This window comes from Dickeya undicola (assembly GCF_000784735.1).
In the GTDB taxonomy this organism is placed as follows: Bacteria; Pseudomonadota; Gammaproteobacteria; order Enterobacterales; family Enterobacteriaceae; genus Dickeya; species Dickeya undicola.
Genome location: NZ_JSYG01000001.1, coordinates 29,247 through 49,302, shown reverse-complemented (window position 1 = coordinate 49,302; position 20,056 = coordinate 29,247). Strand labels below are relative to the sequence as shown.

Sequence of the window (20,056 nt, the reverse complement as noted above, 5' to 3'; positions counted from 1 at the left end):
ACGGCATAATAAATGCTGATAACTGAAACGTTTTCACCTCTGTCGCACCATTCGGCGGTGTGTCAATGTGGCTACCGTTTCAGGTCATCTTATGGGGTTGGTCCAATCCCGGTGTGGACTTATTTTCCAGCGTAAATCATCGTTACATCTTGTTCATCAGCGCACCTGCCAGGTGCAGGCTGGGAGGTTGTGTGCAGTTTTATATCATTTTGGTGGCGCCTGCCCGAGCCGAAAACGTCGGTGCGGCAGCACGCGCCATGAAAACCATGGGGTTTGGCCGATTGCGGATTGTCGACAGCACGGCACATCTTGAACCCGCTGCACGTTGGGTGGCGCATGGTTCTGGCGATATTCTTGATGGTGTCGACGTTTTCCCGACGCTGGCCGACGCGTTGGCGGATGTTGAGTTCACGGTGGCAACCACCGCCCGTAGTCGCGCCCGTTTTCATTACTACTGTGAGCCAGCACAATTGCTGAATGTGTTGGAGGAAAAGCGACAATGGATCAGCTCTGCGGCGCTGGTATTTGGTCGTGAAGATTCCGGGTTGACCAATGAGGAGCTGGCGCTGGCGGATATCCTGACCGGCGTGCCGATGGCGGCGGATTATCCGTCATTGAATCTGGGGCAGGCGGTGATGGTGTATTGTTATCAACTGGCCTCGCTGATGCAGGTAACCGCGGCCGAGCAGACGCAGGCTGAGTCCGGACAACTGGCTGCATTGCGTGAGCGGTTTGCGCGTTTGCTGGTGCGGGTCGGCGCACAGCAGGACGAAAAACTGCGCGACTGGCTGCAACAGCGGCTCGGGTTATTGGAGCAACGTGACAGTGCCATGCTACATAGGCTGCTGCATGATGTGGAAAAAACGCTATTGGCAGAAGATCAGGAAAAATGAGGATTCCCTGGCGTATCATCATGACTGGCTATTTTTTCTGAATCATTGTTTGGTTTTTTTGTTTTTCCATAGTGATTTTATCCGCTGTCACTGGCGTAAAGTGGAGGGGAGAATGAAGAAATCCGTTGACTTAGCAGGGCGATTGCCCTAACTAATAGGGCAGATAATTTTTCGATCTACGAGAACGTTACGCAATGCATCACATCAGCCTGGTTACCACCACCATTATTATTACCACCGGTACGACGAGTAACGGTGCGGGCTGACGCGTACAGATGAATCCAGAAAAAGCCCGCACTTCACAGTGCGGGCTTTTTTTTTACCGTTATTGCGGGTTTATTGCTGCCCGCCAACCGTATAAGGCCGTTGCAAATGGCTTTCAAAAACGCTCCCAGCGTTTTTGGCAACTGAAAATTCAGGAGAATAGACAAAAATGCGAGTGTTGAAATTTGGCGGGACCTCGGTAGCTAACGCAGAACGATTTGCGCGTGTTGCCGATATCATCGAAAGCAATGCACGTCAGGGACAGGTCGCAACGGTGCTGTCGGCACCGGCGAAAATCACCAATCACTTGGTGGCCATGATTGAAAAAACCGTGGCTAAACAGGATATCCAGCCAAATATCACCGAAGCAGAAGTCATTTTTGCCGATTTGTTGCAGGGACTGGCGCAATCCCAACCCGGTTTTGCCTATGACCGGCTGAAAGCGCGGGTAGACGAAGAATTTTCCCAGCTCAAACAGGTGCTGCATGGCATCGCTTTGCTGGGGCAGTGTCCGGACAGCGTCAACGCCGCCATTATCTGTCGGGGTGAAAAGCTCTCCATCGCCATCATGGAAGGTGTATTTCAGGCACGTGGTTATCAGGTATCGATCATCGACCCAGTACGCAGCCTGCTGGCGCAAGGCCATTATCTGGAGTCCACAGTCGATATCGCCGAGTCCACCCGCCGCATTGATGAACAGGCGATCCCTGCTGACCATGTGATCCTGATGGCGGGCTTTACCGCCGGTAATGACAAGGGTGAACTGGTGGTGCTGGGCCGCAACGGTTCTGACTATTCAGCGGCGGTGCTGGCTGCGTGTCTGCGGGCTGATTGTTGTGAGATCTGGACTGACGTCGACGGCGTGTACACCTGTGACCCGCGTCAGGTGCCGGATGCGCGATTGCTGAAGTCGATGTCCTACCAGGAAGCGATGGAATTGTCCTACTTCGGCGCCAAGGTTCTCCACCCCCGCACTATCGCTCCCATCGCCCAGTTCCAGATTCCCTGCCTTATCAAGAACACCGAAAACCCTCAGGCACCGGGCACCCTGATCGGGCTGGAAAGCAACGATAACCAGTATCCGGTCAAAGGCATCACCAACCTGAACAACATGGCGATGATCAACGTGTCCGGCCCCGGTATGAAAGGGATGGTCGGGATGGCGGCTCGTGTGTTTGCTGCCATGTCTCGCGCTGGTATCTCGGTGGTGCTTATCACCCAGTCTTCTTCTGAGTACAGCATCAGTTTTTGCGTGTCTCAGAGTGAGTTGCCGCGCGCGCGCAAAACGCTGGAAGACGAATTCTATCTGGAACTGAAAGAAGGCGTGCTGGAGCCGTTGGACGTGGTGCAACGGTTGGCGATCATTTCCGTGGTCGGCGACGGTATGCGCACGCTGCGCGGCCTGTCTGCTCGTCTGTTTACCGCGCTGGCCAGCGCCAACATCAACATTGTGGCAATCGCACAGGGCTCGTCCGAGCGCTCGATTTCGGTGGTGGTGAACAATGACGTAGCGACCACCGGCGTGCGGGTAGCGCATCAGATGCTGTTCAACACCAATCAGGCATTGGACGTGTTTGTGATCGGCGTCGGCGGCGTCGGCGGTGCCTTGCTGGAGCAGATTCAGCGCCAGCAGCCGTGGTTGAAACAAAAACACATCGACGTGCGGGTATGTGGCATCGCCAATTCCAAAGCGATGCTGACCAACGTGCACGGCATTCCAATGGATCGCTGGCGCGACGAGTTGGCGCGGGCGCGTGAACCGTTTAGCCCGGCTGCGCTCAGCCGTTTGGTGAAAGAGTATCACCTGCTGAACCCGGTCATCATCGACTGTACCTCCAGTCAGGCCGTTGCCGATCAATACGCCGATTTCCTGGCGGACGGCTTCCATGTTGTCACGCCGAATAAGAAAGCCAACACCGGCTCGCTGCGTTATTACCACCAGTTGCGTCAGGCGGCGGCCAAATCCCGTCGCAAGTTCCTGTATGACACCAACGTCGGTGCTGGCCTGCCGGTGATCGAGAACCTGCAGAACCTGCTGAACGCCGGTGATGAGTTAATTCGCTTCAACGGTATTTTGTCCGGTTCGCTGTCCTTTATCTTCGGTAAACTGGATGAGGGCATGTCGTTGTCCGCAGCCACGCTGTTGGCGAAAGAAAAAGGCTTTACCGAGCCGGATCCGCGCGATGATCTGTCCGGTATGGACGTGGCGCGTAAGCTGTTAATTCTGGCGCGTGAAGCCGGTTATGAACTGGAGTTGGAAGACATTCAGGTTGATTCCGTGCTGCCGCCGGAATATGCACAGGGCGATGTCGCCAGCTTCCTGGCGCGCCTGCCGGAGCTGGACGCCGAATTTGCCCGCCGAGTTGAAGCCGCTAGGGCAGAAGGTAAAGTGTTACGCTACGTCGGTAAGATCGACGACGGCAAGTGCCAGGTGACGATCAGCGCAGTGGGCGGCAACGATCCGCTGTTTAAGGTGAAGGATGGCGAGAATGCGCTGGCGTTTTACAGCCGTTATTACCAGCCGCTGCCGCTGGTGTTGCGGGGTTACGGGGCAGGCAATGATGTGACGGCGGCCGGGGTGTTTGCAGACCTGTTGCGTACGCTGTCGTGGAAGGTGGGAGTGTGAGAATGGTGAAGATTTATGCCCCGGCATCCATCGGGAATGTGAGCGTGGGGTTTGACGTGCTGGGCGCGGCGGTATCGCCGGTGGACGGCACGCTGCTGGGTGACTGCGTAACCGTGCGGGAAGCCGAACTGTTTAGCCTGCATAACGAAGGGCGTTTTGTCAGCAAGCTGCCGGACAACCCGAAAGAAAATATCGTTTATCAGTGCTGGGAGCGTTTCTGTCAGGAGATCGGCAAGACCGTGCCGGTCGCCATGACGCTGGAAAAAAACATGCCGATTGGTTCCGGGCTGGGGTCCAGCGCCTGTTCGGTGGTCGCTGGTCTGATGGCGATGAACGAATTCTGTGGCAAACCGCTAGACGATACCCGCCTGCTGACGCTGATGGGCGAGCTGGAAGGGCGTATTTCCGGCAGTGTGCATTACGACAACGTGGCACCGTGCTTCCTGGGTGGTATCCAACTGATGGTTGAAGAGATGGGTATCGTCAGCCAGCCGGTGCCGGGATTTGACGACTGGTTGTGGGTGATGGCTTATCCAGGCATCAAGGTATCTACGGCTGAAGCTCGGGCGATTTTACCGGCGCAGTACCGTCGCCAGGATTGCATCAGCCACGGCCGCTATCTGGCGGGCTTTATCCACGCCTGCCATACCGGCCAGGCGGCGCTGGCGGCGACCCTGATGAAAGACGTCATCGCCGAGCCTTACCGCACGCGTCTGTTGCCCGGTTTTGCAAAAGCGCGTCAGGCGGCCAACGAGTTGGGCGCGCTGGCCTGCGGCATTTCCGGCTCGGGGCCGACGCTGTTCTCCGTGTGCAACAACATGGGCTCGGCAGAGCGTCTGGCAAGCTGGCTGCGGGAAAACTATCTGCAGAACGACGAAGGTTTTGTTCATATTTGCCGTCTGGATACCGCAGGCGCGCGACAATTGGGATAACGCATGAAACTGTACAATCTGAAAGATCACAATGAACAGGTGAATTTCGCCGAAGCGATCCGCAAAGGGCTGGGGAGCAATCAGGGCCTGTTTTTCCCGCTGGAGCTGCCGGAATTCGACCGCACGACGATTGATGAACTGCTGGAGCTGGATTTTGTCACCCGCAGCAGCCGCATTCTGTCAGCATTCATTGGTGATGAGATGTCTGATGAAACCGTCTACCAGCGTGTTAAAGCGGCTTTCCGCTTCCCGGCACCGGTCGTACCGGTGAGCGAGGACATTGCTGCGCTGGAGCTGTTTCACGGCCCGACATTAGCATTCAAGGACTTCGGTGGCCGCCTGATGGCGCAGATGCTGGCGGAAGTCGCGGGCGATCAACAGATCACGATCCTGACAGCCACGTCTGGCGATACCGGCGCGGCGGTGGCTCATGCGTTCTACGGTTTGAAGAATGTGCGGGTGGTGATCTTGTATCCGAACGGCAAGATCAGTCCGCTACAGGAAAAACTGTTCTGTACGCTGGGTGGCAACATTCACACTATCGCTGTCGACAGCGATTTCGATGCCTGCCAGGCACTGGTGAAGCAGGCATTTGATGATGAGGAACTGAAGCGTGCCATTGGGCTGAACTCTGCCAATTCCATCAATATCAGTCGCTTGCTGGCGCAGATCAGCTACTATTTTGAAGCGGTAGCACAGTTGCCGCAGGAAGCGCGCAATCAGCTGGTGGTATCGGTGCCGAGTGGTAACTTCGGTGACCTGACCGCTGGACTGCTGGCGAAATCGCTGGGCCTGCCGGTAAAACGCTTTATCGCCGCCACCAACGCTAACGACACGGTGCCGCGTTTTCTGCAAAGCGGTGCCTGGCAGCCAAATCCGACCGTGGCAACGCTGTCTAATGCGATGGACGTAAGTCAGCCGAACAACTGGCCGCGTGTGGAAGAGCTGTTCCGCCGTAAGAACTGGCAACTGAAAGCGTTGGCGTTCGGCGCGGTGAGCGATGAGACAACCAAAGCCACCATGCTGGAACTGGAATCGCTGGGCTACACGTCCGAGCCGCACGCGGCGATTGCTTACCGCTTGCTGCGTGATCAGTTGCAACCGGGCGAATACGGCTTATTCCTGGGCACCGCCCATCCGGCGAAGTTCAAGGAAAGCGTTGAGGCGATTCTTGGTAAGACACTACCGTTGCCGCAGGCGCTGGCGGAACGTGCCGATTCGGCGCTGCTGTCGCACCACTTTGCACCGGACTTCGCGCAGTTGCGTAAATTCCTGATGGAATTGCCGCACTAATTCTGCAACGTATTACTTTCGCACGTATGACGGCCGGAAAGGGGGAAACCGCTTTCCGGCCGTGTTCGTTTATGGAACGGTACTTTGTTTTATCAGGCGTTGCGCTCGTGGCGCTTGAAGATCAGTTCGTCTGCCGAGGAGTCGGTGGCGTCAAAGTAATAGCCTTCGCTGTCGAAAGCTTTCAGTTGCTCTGGTGTGGTCAGGCGGTTCTGAATGATGAAGCGACTCATCAGGCCGCGCGCTTTCTTGGCGTAGAAGCTGATCACCTTAAACTTGCCATTCTTCTCATCGAGAAAGACCGGTTTTATCAGCCGTGCCTTGAGCCTGGCCGGTTTGACGGATTTGAAGTATTCGTCGGACGCCAGATTGATCAGAATATCGTCGTTCTGTGCTTTCAGCGCCTGATTGAGCGTTTCGGTGATGGTATCGCCCCAGAACTGATACAGATCGTTGCCCGCGTCGTTTTTCAACCGGATGCCCATTTCCAGCCGGTAAGGCTGCATCAGGTCCAGCGGCCGTAGCACGCCGTACAGACCGGACAAAATACGCAGATGCTGCTGGGCGAAATCGAAATCCGCCTCGTTGAAATCCTCCGCTGCCAGCCCGGTATAAACATCGCCTTTGAACGCCAGCAACGCCTGGCGCGCGTTATCCAGCGAAAATTCCGGGTGCCATTCCTGAAAGCGGGCTGCATTCAGGTCCGCCAGTTTGTCGCTGATGCCCATCAGCGACGCAATTTCCGCCGGGGTCAACTGTTTACAGTGCCGTATCAGTTGCTGGGAATGCTCCAGCAGAACGGGCTGCGTGTAGCGTTGGGTCGGCAGCGGGCTGGTGTAATCCAGCGTCTTGGCAGGTGAAAGGGTGATCAGCATAAACGTATCCCGTTAGTGTCTTGAATGGCCTTACTGTAGCAAAAGCCGCTAAAAAAGGGGCGATAGCTGTGACAGGTGTGATAAATCGGTGTTGTGTCGTTTCTCTGGTGATTTTTCATCAAAACCGGGTGAAAAGAAAAATAGATGATGCTTATTCTATTGATTTTTAATTGAAAAAAAGCACTGCATCCTAAGCGCGGTTTTTTCTGGTCCGCTTGCGCGGGCTTGGGCGCGTGTTATTATCAGGCTCTGGCGACAGTTCCTGCCACCAGTTCATGCACAAGCGCTCGTGTACACAAGTACAGGCGCAAACAAAATGAGAAAGGCCAACATGACGGATAAACTGACTTCCCTACGCCAATTCACCACCGTGGTGGCGGATACCGGCGATATCGCGGCAATGAAGCTTTACCAGCCGCAGGACGCCACCACCAACCCTTCCCTGATTCTGAATGCTGCGCAAATCCCGGAATACCGTGCGCTGATTGATGACGCTGTGACCTGGGCCCGCGCGCAGAGCAACAAACGCGAGCAGCAGATTGTCGATGCGACAGACAAACTGGCGGTCAATATTGGTCTGGAAATTCTCAAGCTGATTCCGGGGCGCATCTCTACCGAAGTGGACGCCCGCCTCTCTTATGACACCGCAGCGAGCGTCGCTAAAGCTAAGCGCCTGATCAAACTGTACAACGATGCTGGCATCAGCAACGACCGTATTCTGATCAAACTGGCCTCCACCTGGCAGGGTATCTGCGCCGCCGAGCAGCTGGAAAAAGAAGGCATCAACTGTAACCTGACCCTGCTGTTCTCGTTTGCTCAGGCGCGTGCCTGTGCTGAAGCGGGCGTATTCCTGATCTCCCCGTTTGTGGGTCGTATTCTGGATTGGTACAAAGCCAACAGCGACAAGAAAGAGTTCGCGCCGCATGAAGATCCGGGCGTGATCTCCGTTACCGACATCTACAAATATTACAAACAGCACGGTTATGAGACGGTGGTGATGGGTGCCAGCTTCCGTAATGTCGGTGAGATTCTGGAACTGGCTGGTTGCGATCGCCTGACCATCGCACCAGCGCTGCTCAAAGAGCTGGCGGAAAGCCAGGGCGACGTAGTGCGCAAACTGTCTTACGGCGGTGAGGTGAAAGCGCGTCCGGCCAGGCTGACCGAGTCTGAATTCTACTGGCAGCACAATCAGGATCCGATGGCAGTGGACAAACTGGCTGACGGCATCCGTAAATTTGCGGTAGACCAGGAAAAACTGGAAAAAATGATCGCCGCGCTGCTGTAATACGCGACATCTCGTTAGTGTGGAAAACGGTCAGCTGGCGCTGGCCGTTTTTGTTTCTGCATCGCTCTGCACAGAGTGAGCAAGCGGGGTGGTGATCGTGCAATTGCGGGTTCTTTTCGCCAGATACAGGTTAATGTCGGCGCGACGAATGATTTCATCCAACCCTTCATCCGCTGACTCGATAGTCACCAGCCCAATGCTGACGGTAATTCCCGGCGAGATTGATGTTGGGGCGTGGCCGAGCTCATGGATTCCCTCTCTGACGCGCTCTGCTACACGCACGGCGTTTTCCTGCACGATGTTGGGCAGTATGACGGCAAACTCATCGCCGCCCAGGCGGCAGAGGATGTCATGGCGACGAAACGATTGACGAATAACGTCCGCCACCGCTTTTAATGCTTCGTCGCCTGCCGCGTGCCCTCATGTGTCGTTCACCTGCTTGAAGTGATCGATATCAATCAGCATGGCACACAGTGGCTTGTTTTCATGGCTCGCGGCTTTTAATGCACGGTTGGCTGACTGGTAAAACGCATCCCGACGCAGAAAGCCAGTCAGGTCATCGTAACGAGCGGTGGTGGGCAATTCGATCAGATATTTTTTGGCGACCAGCGACAGCAGGCTACCCATAACGGCAATCATCAGGCTGATACAGGCTAACGTGATGGTTTCCGCCGAGGTGGTGGCAATGCTGCTAAAACCGGGTGAGGAATCGAGCGTAGTGACGCGCACGCGTAGCCCGATCAGCTTGTCTGTGGGGGAAAGGATCGGCATGACGGTGGTGAGTTGATCCTTTTCCGGCGGGTTACCGGCGGACGGCAGCAGATTCTGGCATACCCGGATGATCGCCATATCGTTAAGAGAAAGATTCAGTTCTGACAGCCGGTTGATACATTCATGGCTGGCATCACGGGTGTTGAATGCCATGATGCGCACACGGGAAAACATTGAGTTACCGACTTTGTAAAAATGGTCGCTTTCAGTGATTTCGCCGCTGGTGTTATAGGATTCGTACAGACGAATGATGCTGTCGAAATTGCGTTTTTCCTCCTGCCAGTCTTTTTGGTGGGAGTTCAACAACAACAGACTGGTCAAGGCGGCGGAAAACAGGCCAAACAACACAAACGCGGAAACCGGATTGGCAAGCAACCTGACGATGTTATCTTTAATGAAATTCATTCACTTTTCCTGCATTTCCCGATGACGCACCGTTGCCCGGCAATGACTTTTACGTACAGAGTCGCTCCGCTCGGAGATTTCGCTTGTCGGGGGAACTGGAGGGTGCCCGGAGTTCGCACTGTCATCATGAATGCTGTGGTTTCCGTTCACTTTCCTTGTTCAATCTGGCTGCGACAATCATGCTGGCTGAGGTAGACTGTTAATTATTGTTTTTGTCAGAAATGTTAACCGATAAACGAGAATTAACTCGTTGAATCGTTAGATATTGTGCACGGTTGCAATGCATTTTTTGGCGGCACCGTGCAGATTTCGAGCATTGTCGCATTCGCGAGCAGATTTTTGAATGGATTTAACGCTTCGGATAGTTAATCAGACTGATAGAATAAAATTTTTGATAAACAAGAGGTGCTTATGAACAGTCTATGTGTTGGTTTGGTATCCATTTCTGATCGCGCGTCCAGCGGTGTCTATCAGGATGAAGGCATTCCGGCTTTACAGGCATGGCTGGAGGAAGCACTGACCACTCCCTTCGACGTGCAAACCCGGCTGGTGCCAGATGAGCAACCGTTGATCGAACAGACGCTGTGTGAATTGGTGGATGAGTGCGGTTGCCATTTGGTTCTGACTACTGGCGGCACGGGTCCGGCGCGTCGGGATGTGACGCCGGATGCCACGCTGGCGGTGGCCGATCGGGAAATGCCGGGATTCGGTGAGCAGATGCGGCAGATCAGCCTGCGTTTTGTTCCCACCGCTATTCTGTCGCGCCAGGTTGGCGTGATCCGTAAACAGGCGCTGATTCTCAACCTGCCAGGGCAACCGAAATCCATTCGCGAGACGCTGACCGGCCTGAAAGATGCGTCCGGCCAGGTTATCGTGCCGGGGATTTTCGCCAGTGTTCCCTACTGCATCCAACTGCTGGAAGGGCCTTATATCGAAACCAATCCGGACGTAGTAGCAGCTTTTCGCCCCAAGAGTGCGATACGCGATATAAAAAACTGAAGTTGACGCAATTTGTTGATAACCATCGCCCGGTGTTGGTGTGTCAAAAATCTGCCGCTATAGTAAGGTTTTATTTACACGGCAATTTGAAATTATTTTCTTATTGTACTGGCATTGTGCGGTGATTTATGGCTGGCGAACAACACCGTCGATTAAATCGACACGACTATCATACCCTCTCATTGGCGGCACTGGGCGGCGCGCTGGAGTTTTACGACTTCATCATCTTCGTCTTTTTTGCTGCGGTTATCGGCGATCTGTTTTTCCCGTCGGATATTCCTGAGTGGCTGCGGCAGGTTCAAACCTTTGGCATCTTTGCCGCCGGTTATCTGGCTCGCCCGCTGGGTGGTATCGTGATGGCCCATTTTGGCGATCGGGTCGGTCGCAAAAAAATGTTCAGCCTGAGCATCTTACTGATGGCTCTGCCCACGCTGGGAATGGGGATGTTGCCGACCTATACGTCCATCGGCATCGCGGCTCCTTTGCTGCTGCTATTAATGCGGGTACTCCAGGGTGCGGCTATCGGTGGTGAAGTACCGGGTGCCTGGGTGTTTGTCGCGGAACACGTTCCCCGCTCCCGCATTGGCATCGCCTGTGGCACGCTGACCGCTGGGCTGACGCTGGGGATTTTGTTCGGTTCGATGATTGCTACGCTGCTGAATACGTTATTGCCGCCTGCGCAGATCGTTGCCGGTGGCTGGCGTATTCCCTTCTTTATCGGTGGCATCTTCGGACTTATCGCGCTGTATTTGCGCCGTTGGTTGCAGGAAACGCCGGTTTTCCGCGAAATGCAGGCGCACAAAGCGCTGGCGGACGAACTGCCGCTGAAGACCATCGTGCTACGTCATAAGAAAGCGATACTGGTTAGCATGTTGTTGACGTGGATATTGTCCGCTGGGATTGTCGTCGTAATTCTGATGGCACCGGTGTATCTGCAAAAATTGTATGGCATCCCGGCGGCGTTGACATTACAGGCTAACAGTCTGGCCACGGTGGCGTTGATGGTCGGCTGTATTATCGCCGGGCTGGCGGCGGACCGGATTGGTGTGGGGCGAACCTTCATCATCGGCAGTGTGTTGTTTGCGGCTTGCAGTTGGTTGTTTTATTCCCATGCCGCGCAGAGCCATAGCCTGTTGTTTGTCAGCTATGCGCTGGCGGGGTTGAGCGTCGGGGTGGTGGGCGCGGTGCCTTACGTCATGGTGCGGGCGTTCCCGGCGGCGGTGCGTTTCTCCGGTATTTCCTTCTCGTATAACGTGGCATACGCCATTTTTGGCGGCATGACGCCCATTTTCGTTACGCTGATGATGAAATGGACACCGCTGGCACCGGCTTTCTATGTGTTGGCGTTGTGCACATTGGGGTTGGTACTGGGTGTGTATCTGCAGAGTTATGCTCACCGTGAAGTGGAAGCGCAGGCTGAGCAGGTGGGTTCTCCCGCCAGGATTTAACCGATTACGGGTAGTCGAGAAAACGTGGATATTCGGATAAATCGGATAAAAAAGAGAGGCGCATCAAGCGCCTCTCTTTTGGTCTATACAAAACCCCCAGTAAGGGCAGGGAGCCGTTGCATTGACTTACGTTGGTGCCGTTCTACGCGGTGTTCTGTCAGTGTGCGCCGCGAGCACCAATCGGCAGTACGGTTCGGCCATACTGTTCGTTAAGTACTTCGGCCATCGCCAGATAAATGGCACTGGCACCACAGATGATGCCTTCATAACCAGCGAAGGTCAGCAGTGCATGGTTGCCGGTGATGTTGCCGATCGCCAGCAGGGCGAACAACACGGTCAGGCTGGCGAATACGAACTGCAATGCGCGGTTGGCACCTAGCGTGCCGAAGAACATGAACAGGGTGAAGATGCCCCACAGCGCCAGGAACACGCCGAGGAACTGTGCGTCGGCGGCTTCCGCCAGGCCCATTTTCGGCAGCATGATGATGGCGACCAGCGTCAGCCAGAATGCGCCGTAGGAGGTAAAGGCTGTCACGCCAAAGGTATTGCCTTTCTTATACTCCAGCAAACCAGCCAGGATCTGGGCGATGCCGCCGTAGAAGATTCCCATGCTCAGAATAATGGAAGTCAGTGGGAAAAAGCCTGCATTGTGCAGGTTTAACAGAATGGTGGTCATCCCGAAGCCCATCAGTCCCAGTGGGCCCGGATTCGCCAACGTTTTAGCGTGCATACATCCTCTGCAATAACAAAATGGTCAATGTGGTGTTGTGTCTCAAGGTTTACCCGGCGGGCGTACCTATGAGGTAAACGGCGCGTCGCCAGTACCCGCTGTCAGGCCGGGTCAATCCCTTTTCTGCGGCGAGCGCGGCATCATAGCGGGCGGCAATGGGCGATACAACCAGATAGGATGCGAATACTTTGATCAAAAACCGGGAAGATGCAGTTTTTTTTGGTTAGTGCCCCTTGATGCAGGAATTGTCGTCCCCATCTTAGAGTCATCAAGCGGTTTGACCGAAAAAATAAAGACGATTTCGGGGGTGTTGAAAAGCAACATTTCGCCCGCATAGTAGGTTAAACCACCACACCGGATATGACTTTTAAGTGGAGATGTTTAGATGGGTAAGATTATTGGTATCGACTTGGGTACAACCAACTCTTGTGTAGCGATTATGGACGGTACGCAGGTTAAAGTACTGGAAAACAGCGAAGGCGATCGCACCACGCCTTCCATTATTGCCTATACGCAAGATGGTGAAACTCTGGTTGGCCAACCGGCTAAACGTCAGGCGGTGACTAACCCGAAAAATACGCTGTTCGCCATTAAGCGTCTGATTGGTCGTCGTTTCCAGGATGAAGAAGTACAGCGTGATACCAACATCATGCCGTACAAGATCATTCCGGCCGACAACGGCGACGCATGGGTTGACGTAAAAGATCAGAAGCTGGCTCCGCCGCAGATTTCCGCAGAAGTGCTGAAAAAAATGAAGAAAACGGCGGAAGACTATCTGGGTGAAACCATCACCGAAGCGGTTATTACCGTACCGGCTTACTTCAACGACGCCCAGCGCCAGGCGACCAAAGACGCTGGCCGTATCGCGGGTCTGGAAGTCAAACGTATTATTAACGAACCGACGGCGGCTGCGCTGGCTTACGGCCTGGACAAAGGTGTCGGCAACCGCACTATCGCGGTATATGACCTGGGCGGCGGTACGTTCGATATCTCCATCATTGAAATCGATGATGTTGACGGCGAGAAAACCTTCGAAGTGCTGGCGACCAACGGTGATACCCACCTGGGCGGTGAAGACTTCGACAGCCGTATGATCAACTACCTGGTTGACGAATTCAAAAAAGAGCAAGGCTTTGACCTGCGTAACGACCCGCTGGCAATGCAGCGTCTGAAAGAAGCGGCGGAAAAAGCGAAGATCGAACTGTCTTCTGCTCAGCAGACCGATGTGAACCTGCCGTACATCACGGCGGACGCGACTGGCCCGAAACACCTGAACATCAAGGTAACTCGCGCCAAACTGGAATCGCTGGTTGAAGATCTGGTAACCCGTTCTCTGGAGCCGCTGAAAGTGGCATTGCAGGATGCCGGGCTGTCGGTTTCCGAAATTCACGATGTGATCCTGGTCGGCGGTCAGACACGTATGCCGCTGGTACAGAAGAAAGTGGCCGATTTCTTCGGTAAAGAACCGCGTAAAGATGTGAACCCGGACGAAGCCGTCGCAATTGGCGCTGCGGTACAGGGTGGTGTGCTGGCTGGTGACGTGAAAGACGTGCTGCTGCTGGACGTTACACCGCTGTCTCTGGGCATCGAAACCATGGGCGGCGTGATGACCCCGCTGATTACCAAGAACACCACTATCCCGACCAAGCACAGTCAGGTGTTCTCGACGGCGGAAGACAACCAGTCTGCGGTGACTATTCACGTACTGCAGGGTGAGCGTAAGCGCGCCCACGATAACAAATCACTGGGTCAGTTCAACCTGGATGGTATTCAGGCAGCACCGCGCGGTATGCCGCAGATCGAAGTGACATTCGACATCGATGCCGATGGCATCCTGCACGTTTCCGCTAAAGACAAGAACAGCGGCCGCGAGCAGAACATCACCATCAAGGCGTCTTCTGGCCTGAACGAAGACGAAATCCAGAAGATGGTGCGTGACGCTGAAGCTAACGCCGAAGCGGACCGTAAATTTGAAGAGCTGGTGCAGGCGCGCAATCAGGGTGACCACCTGCTGCACAGCACCCGCAAACAGCTGGAAGAAACCGGCGACAAGCTGGCCGCTGCCGATAAGACTGCTATTGAAGACGCGTTGAAAGAGCTGGAAACTGCACTGAAAGGCGAAGATAAAGCAGACATCGAAGCGAAGATCCAGAAGTTGGCGGAAGCGTCTACCAAACTGCTGGAAGCCGCTCAGCAGCAACAGGCTCAGGCCGGTGCTGCTGGTGCCGACAATGCAGCCCGTCAGGATGATGATGTCGTTGACGCTGAGTTCGAAGAAGTCAAAGACAAGAAATAATCGCCCTTAAGCGGGCGCAGTAGCGGTAGCTCATACTGTTGCTGGCAACCAGCACGGGCGTCGGGGAAACTCTGCGCCCGTGCACGCATGTTGAGGGCAGGAAAAAAGAATGGCGAAGCAAGACTACTACGAGATTCTGGGCGTTGCGAAAGGCGCGGATGAGCGCGAAATCAAAAAGGCTTACAAACGGCTGGCGATGAAATATCACCCGGATCGCAATCCGGGCGACAAAGATGCTGAAGCCAAATTCAAGGAAGTCAAAGAAGCCTATGAGATTTTGACCGATGCTCAGAAACGCGCTGCCTACGATCAGTATGGACATGCTGCGTTTGAGCAGGGTGGCATGGGTGGCGGCGGTGCCGGTGGTTTCGGCGGTGCTGATTTCGGCGATATCTTTGGTGATGTTTTCGGTGATATTTTTGGCGGTGGTCGCCGTCAGCGTGCAAGCCGAGGTTCTGACTTGCGCTACACCATGGAATTGACGCTGGAAGAAGCGGTACGTGGTGTCAGCAAAGAGATCCGTATCCCGACGCTACAGGAATGCGACGTTTGTCATGGCAGCGGTGCCAGACCGGGCAGCAACGCGGTGACCTGTCCAACCTGTCACGGCAACGGACAGGTACAGATGCGTCAGGGGTTCTTCACCGTGCAACAAACCTGTCCGCACTGTCATGGTCGCGGTAAGATCATCAAAGATCCTTGCACGAAGTGTCATGGTCACGGGCGCGTTGAGAAAAGTAAGACGCTGTCGGTCAAGATCCCGGCAGGGGTTGATACAGGCGATCGCATCCGTCTGGCGGGTGAAGGGGAAGCAGGGGAATTTGGTGCCCCGGCTGGCGATCTGTACGTGCAAGTGCAGGTGCGCGAACACCCAATCTTCCAGCGAGAAGACAACAATCTTTATTGCGAAGTGCCGATCAACTTTGCGATGGCGGCGCTGGGCGGTGAAATTGAAGTGCCGACGCTCGATGGGCGTGTAATGCTGAAAGTCCCCGCGGAAACGCAAACCGGCAAACTATTCCGTATGCGCGGCAAAGGCGTGAAATCGGTACGCGGTGGTATGCAGGGTGACCTGCTGTGCCGGGTGGTGGTGGAAACCCCGGTCAATCTGAGCGATCGTCAAAAACAACTGCTGCAGGAATTGCAGGAGAGTTTTGGCGGTCCGACAGGTGAAAGCAACAGTCCGCGCTCCAAAAGTTTCTTCGATGGTGTGAAGAAATTCTTTGACGATCTGACTCGCTGATCCTGGTCACACCGTGACGCAATGATGCAAACCGGCTGGTTTACCTGGCCGGTTTTTTTATTGGCGTTACTCAATAATTCGATTTTTTCGAGCATTAATTCAGTTTAAAACTGCTTTTAACGATGAGTACTGTGGCTTAACCTTGCTATCCATTATTGAGCAGTGATGCTCATCAACGATGTTCAGGAACGATGCTGTAAGGGAGAATAAAAGTGATAAAACTGTTCCGCTATCTCACTGGGCTGGAAGCGGCAGCTGGCATGATTTTGATTGCCGCGACGCTGCTGGCGTTACTGGCCGCCAATATACCGACCACATTACAGTGGTATCAGTCTTTTCTGGAGATACCAGTGGTGATGGGCATTGGCGGGCTGGAAATTAACAAGCCGCTGCTGCTGTGGATCAATGATGGCTTGATGGCGCTATTTTTCCTGCAGGTCGGTCTGGAAGTAAAACGCGAACTGGTGGTCGGTGCACTGGCGAGCCGACGGCAAGCGATACTGCCAGTCGTGGCGGCTTTTGGCGGGATGTTGGTTCCTGCACTGTTTTTTCTGTTGTTCAACGCCTCTGATGCGGAAACGCGCTCCGGTTGGGCAATTCCAACCGCGACGGATATTGCTTTTGCGGTAGGTATTCTGGTCTTGTTGGGTAAGCGGGTGCCGACAGGACTGAAAGTGTTCCTGCTGGCGTTGGCAATCATCGACGATTTGGGCGCGATCGTAATTATTGCCCTGTTTTATACCCAGCAACTGCACTGGGTGGCGCTGTCGGGTGCGCTGGCGTCGATCGTGCTGTTGGCCTACATGAACTATCAACAGGTGATGAAAACGTCGGCTTATCTGCTGGTCGGAATCGTGCTCTGGGTCTGTATTCTGAAATCCGGTGTACATGCCACGCTGGCCGGTGTGATTGTTGGCTTCTTCATTCCGTTGCGCGTTCCGTCGGGTCACCCTTCTCCCGCCAGTACGCTGGAGCATGGTCTGGCAAGCTGGATCGCGTTTTTGGTCATTCCGTTGTTTGCCTTCGCCAATGCTGGCATTACGCTGCAGGGTGTCGACGCTGAACATTTGTTATCGCCTTTAACGTTGGGCATTGCCAGCGGGTTATTGCTGGGTAAACCGATTGGCGTGTCGTTGTTTAGCTGGCTGGTGATCCGCTTTGGGTTGGGGAAATTACCCGCCGGTGTGGATTTCCGTCAGGTGATGGCGGTATCGGTGCTGTGCGGTATTGGATTCACCATGTCTATCTTCATTACGTTGCTGGCATTTAGCGACGTATCGGCAGAGGACATTCTGTATGCCAAACTGGCGATCTTACTGACGTCGTTTGCAACGGCGGTGCTGGGTTATCTGACGCTCCGTTCGGTATTGCCTGCCGTACAACGCTAAGGCGTGTATGAGAGGAGATCGTATGTCGCACATCAACTTCAACCATCTCTATTATTTTTGGCAGGTGTGCAAGACCGGTTCGGTGGCGGGGGCCGCCGAACGGTTGTTCCTGACGCCGCAGACGATTACCGGACAGATCAAGTCGCTGGAAGAACGCTTGCAGGGCAAACTGTTCAAACGTAAAGGGCGGGGACTGGAGCCAACCGAGCTGGGTCAACTGGTGTTTCGCTATGCGGACAAGATGTTTGCGTTGAGCCAGGAAATGCTGGATATCGTGAATTACCGCAAGGAGTCCAGCCTGCTGTTTGATGTTGGCGTTGCGGATGCCTTGTCCAAACGACTGGTGAGCCGCGTGCTGGAAACGGTGGTGAATGAACAGACGCCGATTCATTTGCGCTGCTTCGAGTCTACCCATGAAATGCTGATCGAGCAGTTGAGTCAGCATAAGCTGGACATGATTCTGTCGGATTGCCCGGTCGATTCCGGCCAGCAGGCGGGGCTGTTTTCCCGCAAGCTCGGTGAATGTGGTGTGAGTTTCTATTGTCGTCAACCGGGGCCGAGCGTGCCTTTTCCTGGTTGTCTGTCGCAACGTAAGTTATTAATTCCGGCGCGCCGTACCATGCTGGGCCGTAAGTTGGTCAACTGGTTTAGTGAACAAAGTTTGCAGGTCGATATTATGGGCGAGTTTGATGACGCCGCATTGATGACGGCTTTCGGTATGAGCCACGATGCGGTTTTTGTTGCGCCGTCTCTACATGCCCGCGAGATGGCCGCGCAAGACGACATCATGGAAATTGGCCGCCTCGACAACATTCAGGACGAGTATTACGTCATCTTCGCGGAGCGTATGATCCAGCATCCGGCGGTACAGCGTGTCTGTAATGAGGACTTTTCTTCTCTGTTTTGCGAATGAAGCCTGGTATACGGGCACAAAAAAACCGGCCTGAGCCGGTTTTTTCAGCGATTCATCACGTAAACGTGATTACTGCATCGCGTTGATCTGCGCAATCAGATTGGATTTATGACGAGCAGCTTTGTTTTTGTGGATCAGACCTTTGCTGGCCTGACGATCCACGATCGGTTGCATGTCATTAAATGCTTTCTGTGCAGCTTCTTTATCGCCACCGGCGATGGCCGCATACACTTTCTTGATGAAAGTACGCATCATGGAGCGACGGCTTGCATTGTGCTTGCGGCGCTTCTCAGACTGTACGGCGCGTTTCTTAGCTGATTTGATATTAGCCAAGGTCCAACTCCCAAATATATTCTATCGAGGACAATTCAAAGGCCGAGGAATATGCCCTTTTAGCCTTCTTTTGTCAATGGATTTGTGCAAATAAGCGCCGTTTGTACGCCAGCGCTTGTTACGTTGTGATGGCGCGGGATTTTAACAGCTTAAGCGTCGGGAATACAGCCTTTCGCGTCATAAATTCACCGTTTGCCGCCTTTGTTACGTCAAGCGTTTGATTACGGGTTAAAAGCCGCGTGCCCGGTGAGGCGTCTGATTTTGGTATATGAAATATTCTCATCAAAGCGGGAGGGCGAAATCCGCCGGGTCAACAATAAAAGGCATGAATCGCGGGTTAACCTTGCTCGCTGTACAAGGTATAATCCGCCGATTTCCACTGTTTTGAGCCAGTTATGCAGCTAATTCGCGGTATACACAATCTTCAGGCCTGCCATTACGGCTGTGTGCTAACTATTGGTAACTTTGATGGTGTCCACCGCGGACATCAGGCATTGCTTGAACGCCTGAAACAGGAAGGGCAGGCTCGCGGGTTGCCGGTCATGGTGATGATTTTTGAACCTCAACCGCTGGAGCTGTTTGCTGCCGATAAAGCACCGGCACGACTGACCCGTCTGCGTGACAAGGTAAAATATCTGGCGCAGGCCGGTGTGGATTATCTCTTATGTGTCACTTTTGACGCCAGTTTTGCTGCGAACCATGCCAATACCTTTATCTCCAGCCTGCTGGTGGAAAAGTTGGGCGTGAAGTTTCTGGTCGTAGGGGATGACTTCCGCTTCGGGGCTGGTCGGGAAGGGGATTTCCTGTTATTACAGAAAGCCGGGGCCGAGCAGAATTTCGAGGTGATCAGTACGACCACGTTCTGCAGCAGCGGCAAACGGGTGAGCAGCACCGCGGTGCGCGAAGCGCTGGCACAGGACAACCTGGCCCTGACGGAGGAACTGTTGGGTCATCCGTTCGGTATTTCTGGTCGGGTGGTGCACGGCAACGAGCTGGGGCGCACCATCGGTTTCCCCACGGCTAACCTGCCGCTCAAGCGCCAGGTGTCGCCAGTCAGCGGTGTGTATGCAGTTAAGGTATACGGGTTGGGCGATGCGCCGTTGCCCGGCGTGGCCAACATTGGCACTCGTCCGACCGTGACTGGAGACAAACGTCAGCAACTGGAAGTCCATCTGCTGGATATAACACTGGAGCTGTATGGCAGACATATAGATGTGGTGATGTGTAAAAAATTACGTAGTGAGCAGCGGTTTGCTTCGCTGGATGCGCTGAAGCAGCAAATCGCCAACGATGTGGTGGCCGCCCGTGAGTTCTTCGGGTTGAAGGCACCGGTTTAATTTTTCTCTAGCCGAAAACGAAATCGAG

At 54.3% G+C, this 20,056-nt stretch carries 15 protein-coding genes, 1 pseudogene and 1 other annotated feature; of the genes and pseudogenes, 12 read left to right on the top strand and 4 right to left on the bottom strand.

Features of this window, described 5'->3' with window-relative positions:
- Positions 1-191: 191 nt before the first annotated feature.
- The 4 genes from OB87_RS00190 (at position 192) to thrC (ending at position 6,008) form a co-directional block, all read left to right on the top strand.
- Positions 192-893 carry a tRNA/rRNA methyltransferase gene (locus tag OB87_RS00190; protein ID WP_033567434.1) on the top strand — a complete coding sequence of 234 codons (702 nt, stop codon included), beginning with the start codon at positions 192-194 and terminating at the stop codon, positions 891-893.
- A gap of 201 nt (positions 894-1,094) precedes the next feature.
- Positions 1,095-1,214: a sequence feature (Thr leader region), on the top strand.
- Positions 1,215-1,326: 112 nt separating this feature from the next.
- Complete coding sequence (thrA, locus tag OB87_RS00185; RefSeq protein WP_033567433.1) at positions 1,327-3,783, top strand: bifunctional aspartate kinase/homoserine dehydrogenase I; 2,457 nt, start codon at positions 1,327-1,329, stop codon at positions 3,781-3,783.
- A gap of 2 nt (positions 3,784-3,785) precedes the next feature.
- Positions 3,786-4,715, top strand: a complete 930-nt coding sequence (thrB, locus tag OB87_RS00180; protein WP_033567432.1) for a homoserine kinase — start codon at positions 3,786-3,788, stop codon at positions 4,713-4,715.
- A gap of 3 nt (positions 4,716-4,718) precedes the next feature.
- Complete coding sequence (gene thrC / locus OB87_RS00175) at positions 4,719-6,008, top strand: threonine synthase (RefSeq protein ID WP_033567431.1); 1,290 nt, start codon at positions 4,719-4,721, stop codon at positions 6,006-6,008.
- Between the two features lie 92 nt (positions 6,009-6,100).
- On the opposite strand, the gene yaaA is transcribed toward thrC, so the two are convergent.
- Positions 6,101-6,880, bottom strand: coding sequence for a peroxide stress protein YaaA (gene yaaA, locus OB87_RS00170; RefSeq protein ID WP_033567430.1), 780 nt, complete (start codon positions 6,878-6,880; stop codon positions 6,101-6,103).
- A 331-nt stretch (positions 6,881-7,211) separates the two neighbouring features.
- Between yaaA and tal the strand changes: the two genes are divergently transcribed.
- The gene (gene tal / locus OB87_RS00165) at positions 7,212-8,165 is read left to right on the top strand and encodes a transaldolase (protein ID WP_033567510.1); all 954 of its coding nucleotides are present in this window, start codon (positions 7,212-7,214) and stop codon (positions 8,163-8,165) included.
- Positions 8,166-8,195: 30 nt separating this feature from the next.
- On the opposite strand, the pseudogene OB87_RS00160 reads toward tal, so the two are convergent.
- A pseudogene (locus tag OB87_RS00160) lies at positions 8,196-9,341 on the bottom strand (GGDEF domain-containing protein).
- Between the two features lie 411 nt (positions 9,342-9,752).
- Between OB87_RS00160 and mog the strand changes: the two are divergent.
- Entirely contained in the window at positions 9,753-10,340 is a 588-nt protein-coding gene (gene mog, locus OB87_RS00155; protein WP_033567429.1) for a molybdopterin adenylyltransferase, read from the top strand.
- A gap of 128 nt (positions 10,341-10,468) precedes the next feature.
- Positions 10,469-11,788, top strand: coding sequence for an MFS transporter (locus tag OB87_RS00150; protein WP_033567428.1), 1,320 nt, complete (start codon positions 10,469-10,471; stop codon positions 11,786-11,788).
- Positions 11,789-11,945: 157 nt separating this feature from the next.
- Here the strand turns inward: OB87_RS00150 and satP are convergent, their stop codons facing one another.
- Positions 11,946-12,518, bottom strand: coding sequence for an acetate uptake transporter (gene satP, locus OB87_RS00145; protein WP_022634932.1), 573 nt, complete (start codon positions 12,516-12,518; stop codon positions 11,946-11,948).
- Between the two features lie 385 nt (positions 12,519-12,903).
- On the opposite strand from satP, the gene dnaK reads away from it, so the two are divergent.
- The 4 genes from dnaK to nhaR all read left to right on the top strand — a co-directional run bounded on the left by dnaK (position 12,904) and on the right by nhaR (position 18,358).
- Entirely contained in the window at positions 12,904-14,814 is a 1,911-nt protein-coding gene (gene dnaK / locus OB87_RS00140) for a molecular chaperone DnaK (RefSeq protein ID WP_033567427.1), read from the top strand.
- Between the two features lie 109 nt (positions 14,815-14,923).
- Positions 14,924-16,057 carry a molecular chaperone DnaJ gene (dnaJ, locus tag OB87_RS00135; protein WP_033567426.1) on the top strand — a complete coding sequence of 378 codons (1,134 nt, stop codon included), beginning with the start codon at positions 14,924-14,926 and terminating at the stop codon, positions 16,055-16,057.
- Positions 16,058-16,269: 212 nt separating this feature from the next.
- On the top strand, positions 16,270-17,445 hold the full coding sequence (gene nhaA / locus OB87_RS00130) for a Na+/H+ antiporter NhaA (RefSeq protein ID WP_033567425.1): 1,176 nt from the start codon (positions 16,270-16,272) through the stop codon (positions 17,443-17,445).
- A gap of 22 nt (positions 17,446-17,467) precedes the next feature.
- Complete coding sequence (gene nhaR, locus OB87_RS00125) at positions 17,468-18,358, top strand: transcriptional activator NhaR (RefSeq protein ID WP_033567424.1); 891 nt, start codon at positions 17,468-17,470, stop codon at positions 18,356-18,358.
- Between the two features lie 69 nt (positions 18,359-18,427).
- On the opposite strand, the gene rpsT is transcribed toward nhaR, so the two are convergent.
- The gene (rpsT, locus tag OB87_RS00120; protein ID WP_033567423.1) at positions 18,428-18,691 is read right to left on the bottom strand and encodes a 30S ribosomal protein S20; all 264 of its coding nucleotides are present in this window, start codon (positions 18,689-18,691) and stop codon (positions 18,428-18,430) included.
- Between the two features lie 395 nt (positions 18,692-19,086).
- Here rpsT and ribF point away from each other — a divergent pair, with 395 nt between their 5' ends.
- The gene (ribF, locus tag OB87_RS00115) at positions 19,087-20,028 is read left to right on the top strand and encodes a bifunctional riboflavin kinase/FAD synthetase (protein WP_033567422.1); all 942 of its coding nucleotides are present in this window, start codon (positions 19,087-19,089) and stop codon (positions 20,026-20,028) included.
- Positions 20,029-20,056 lie beyond the last annotated feature (28 nt).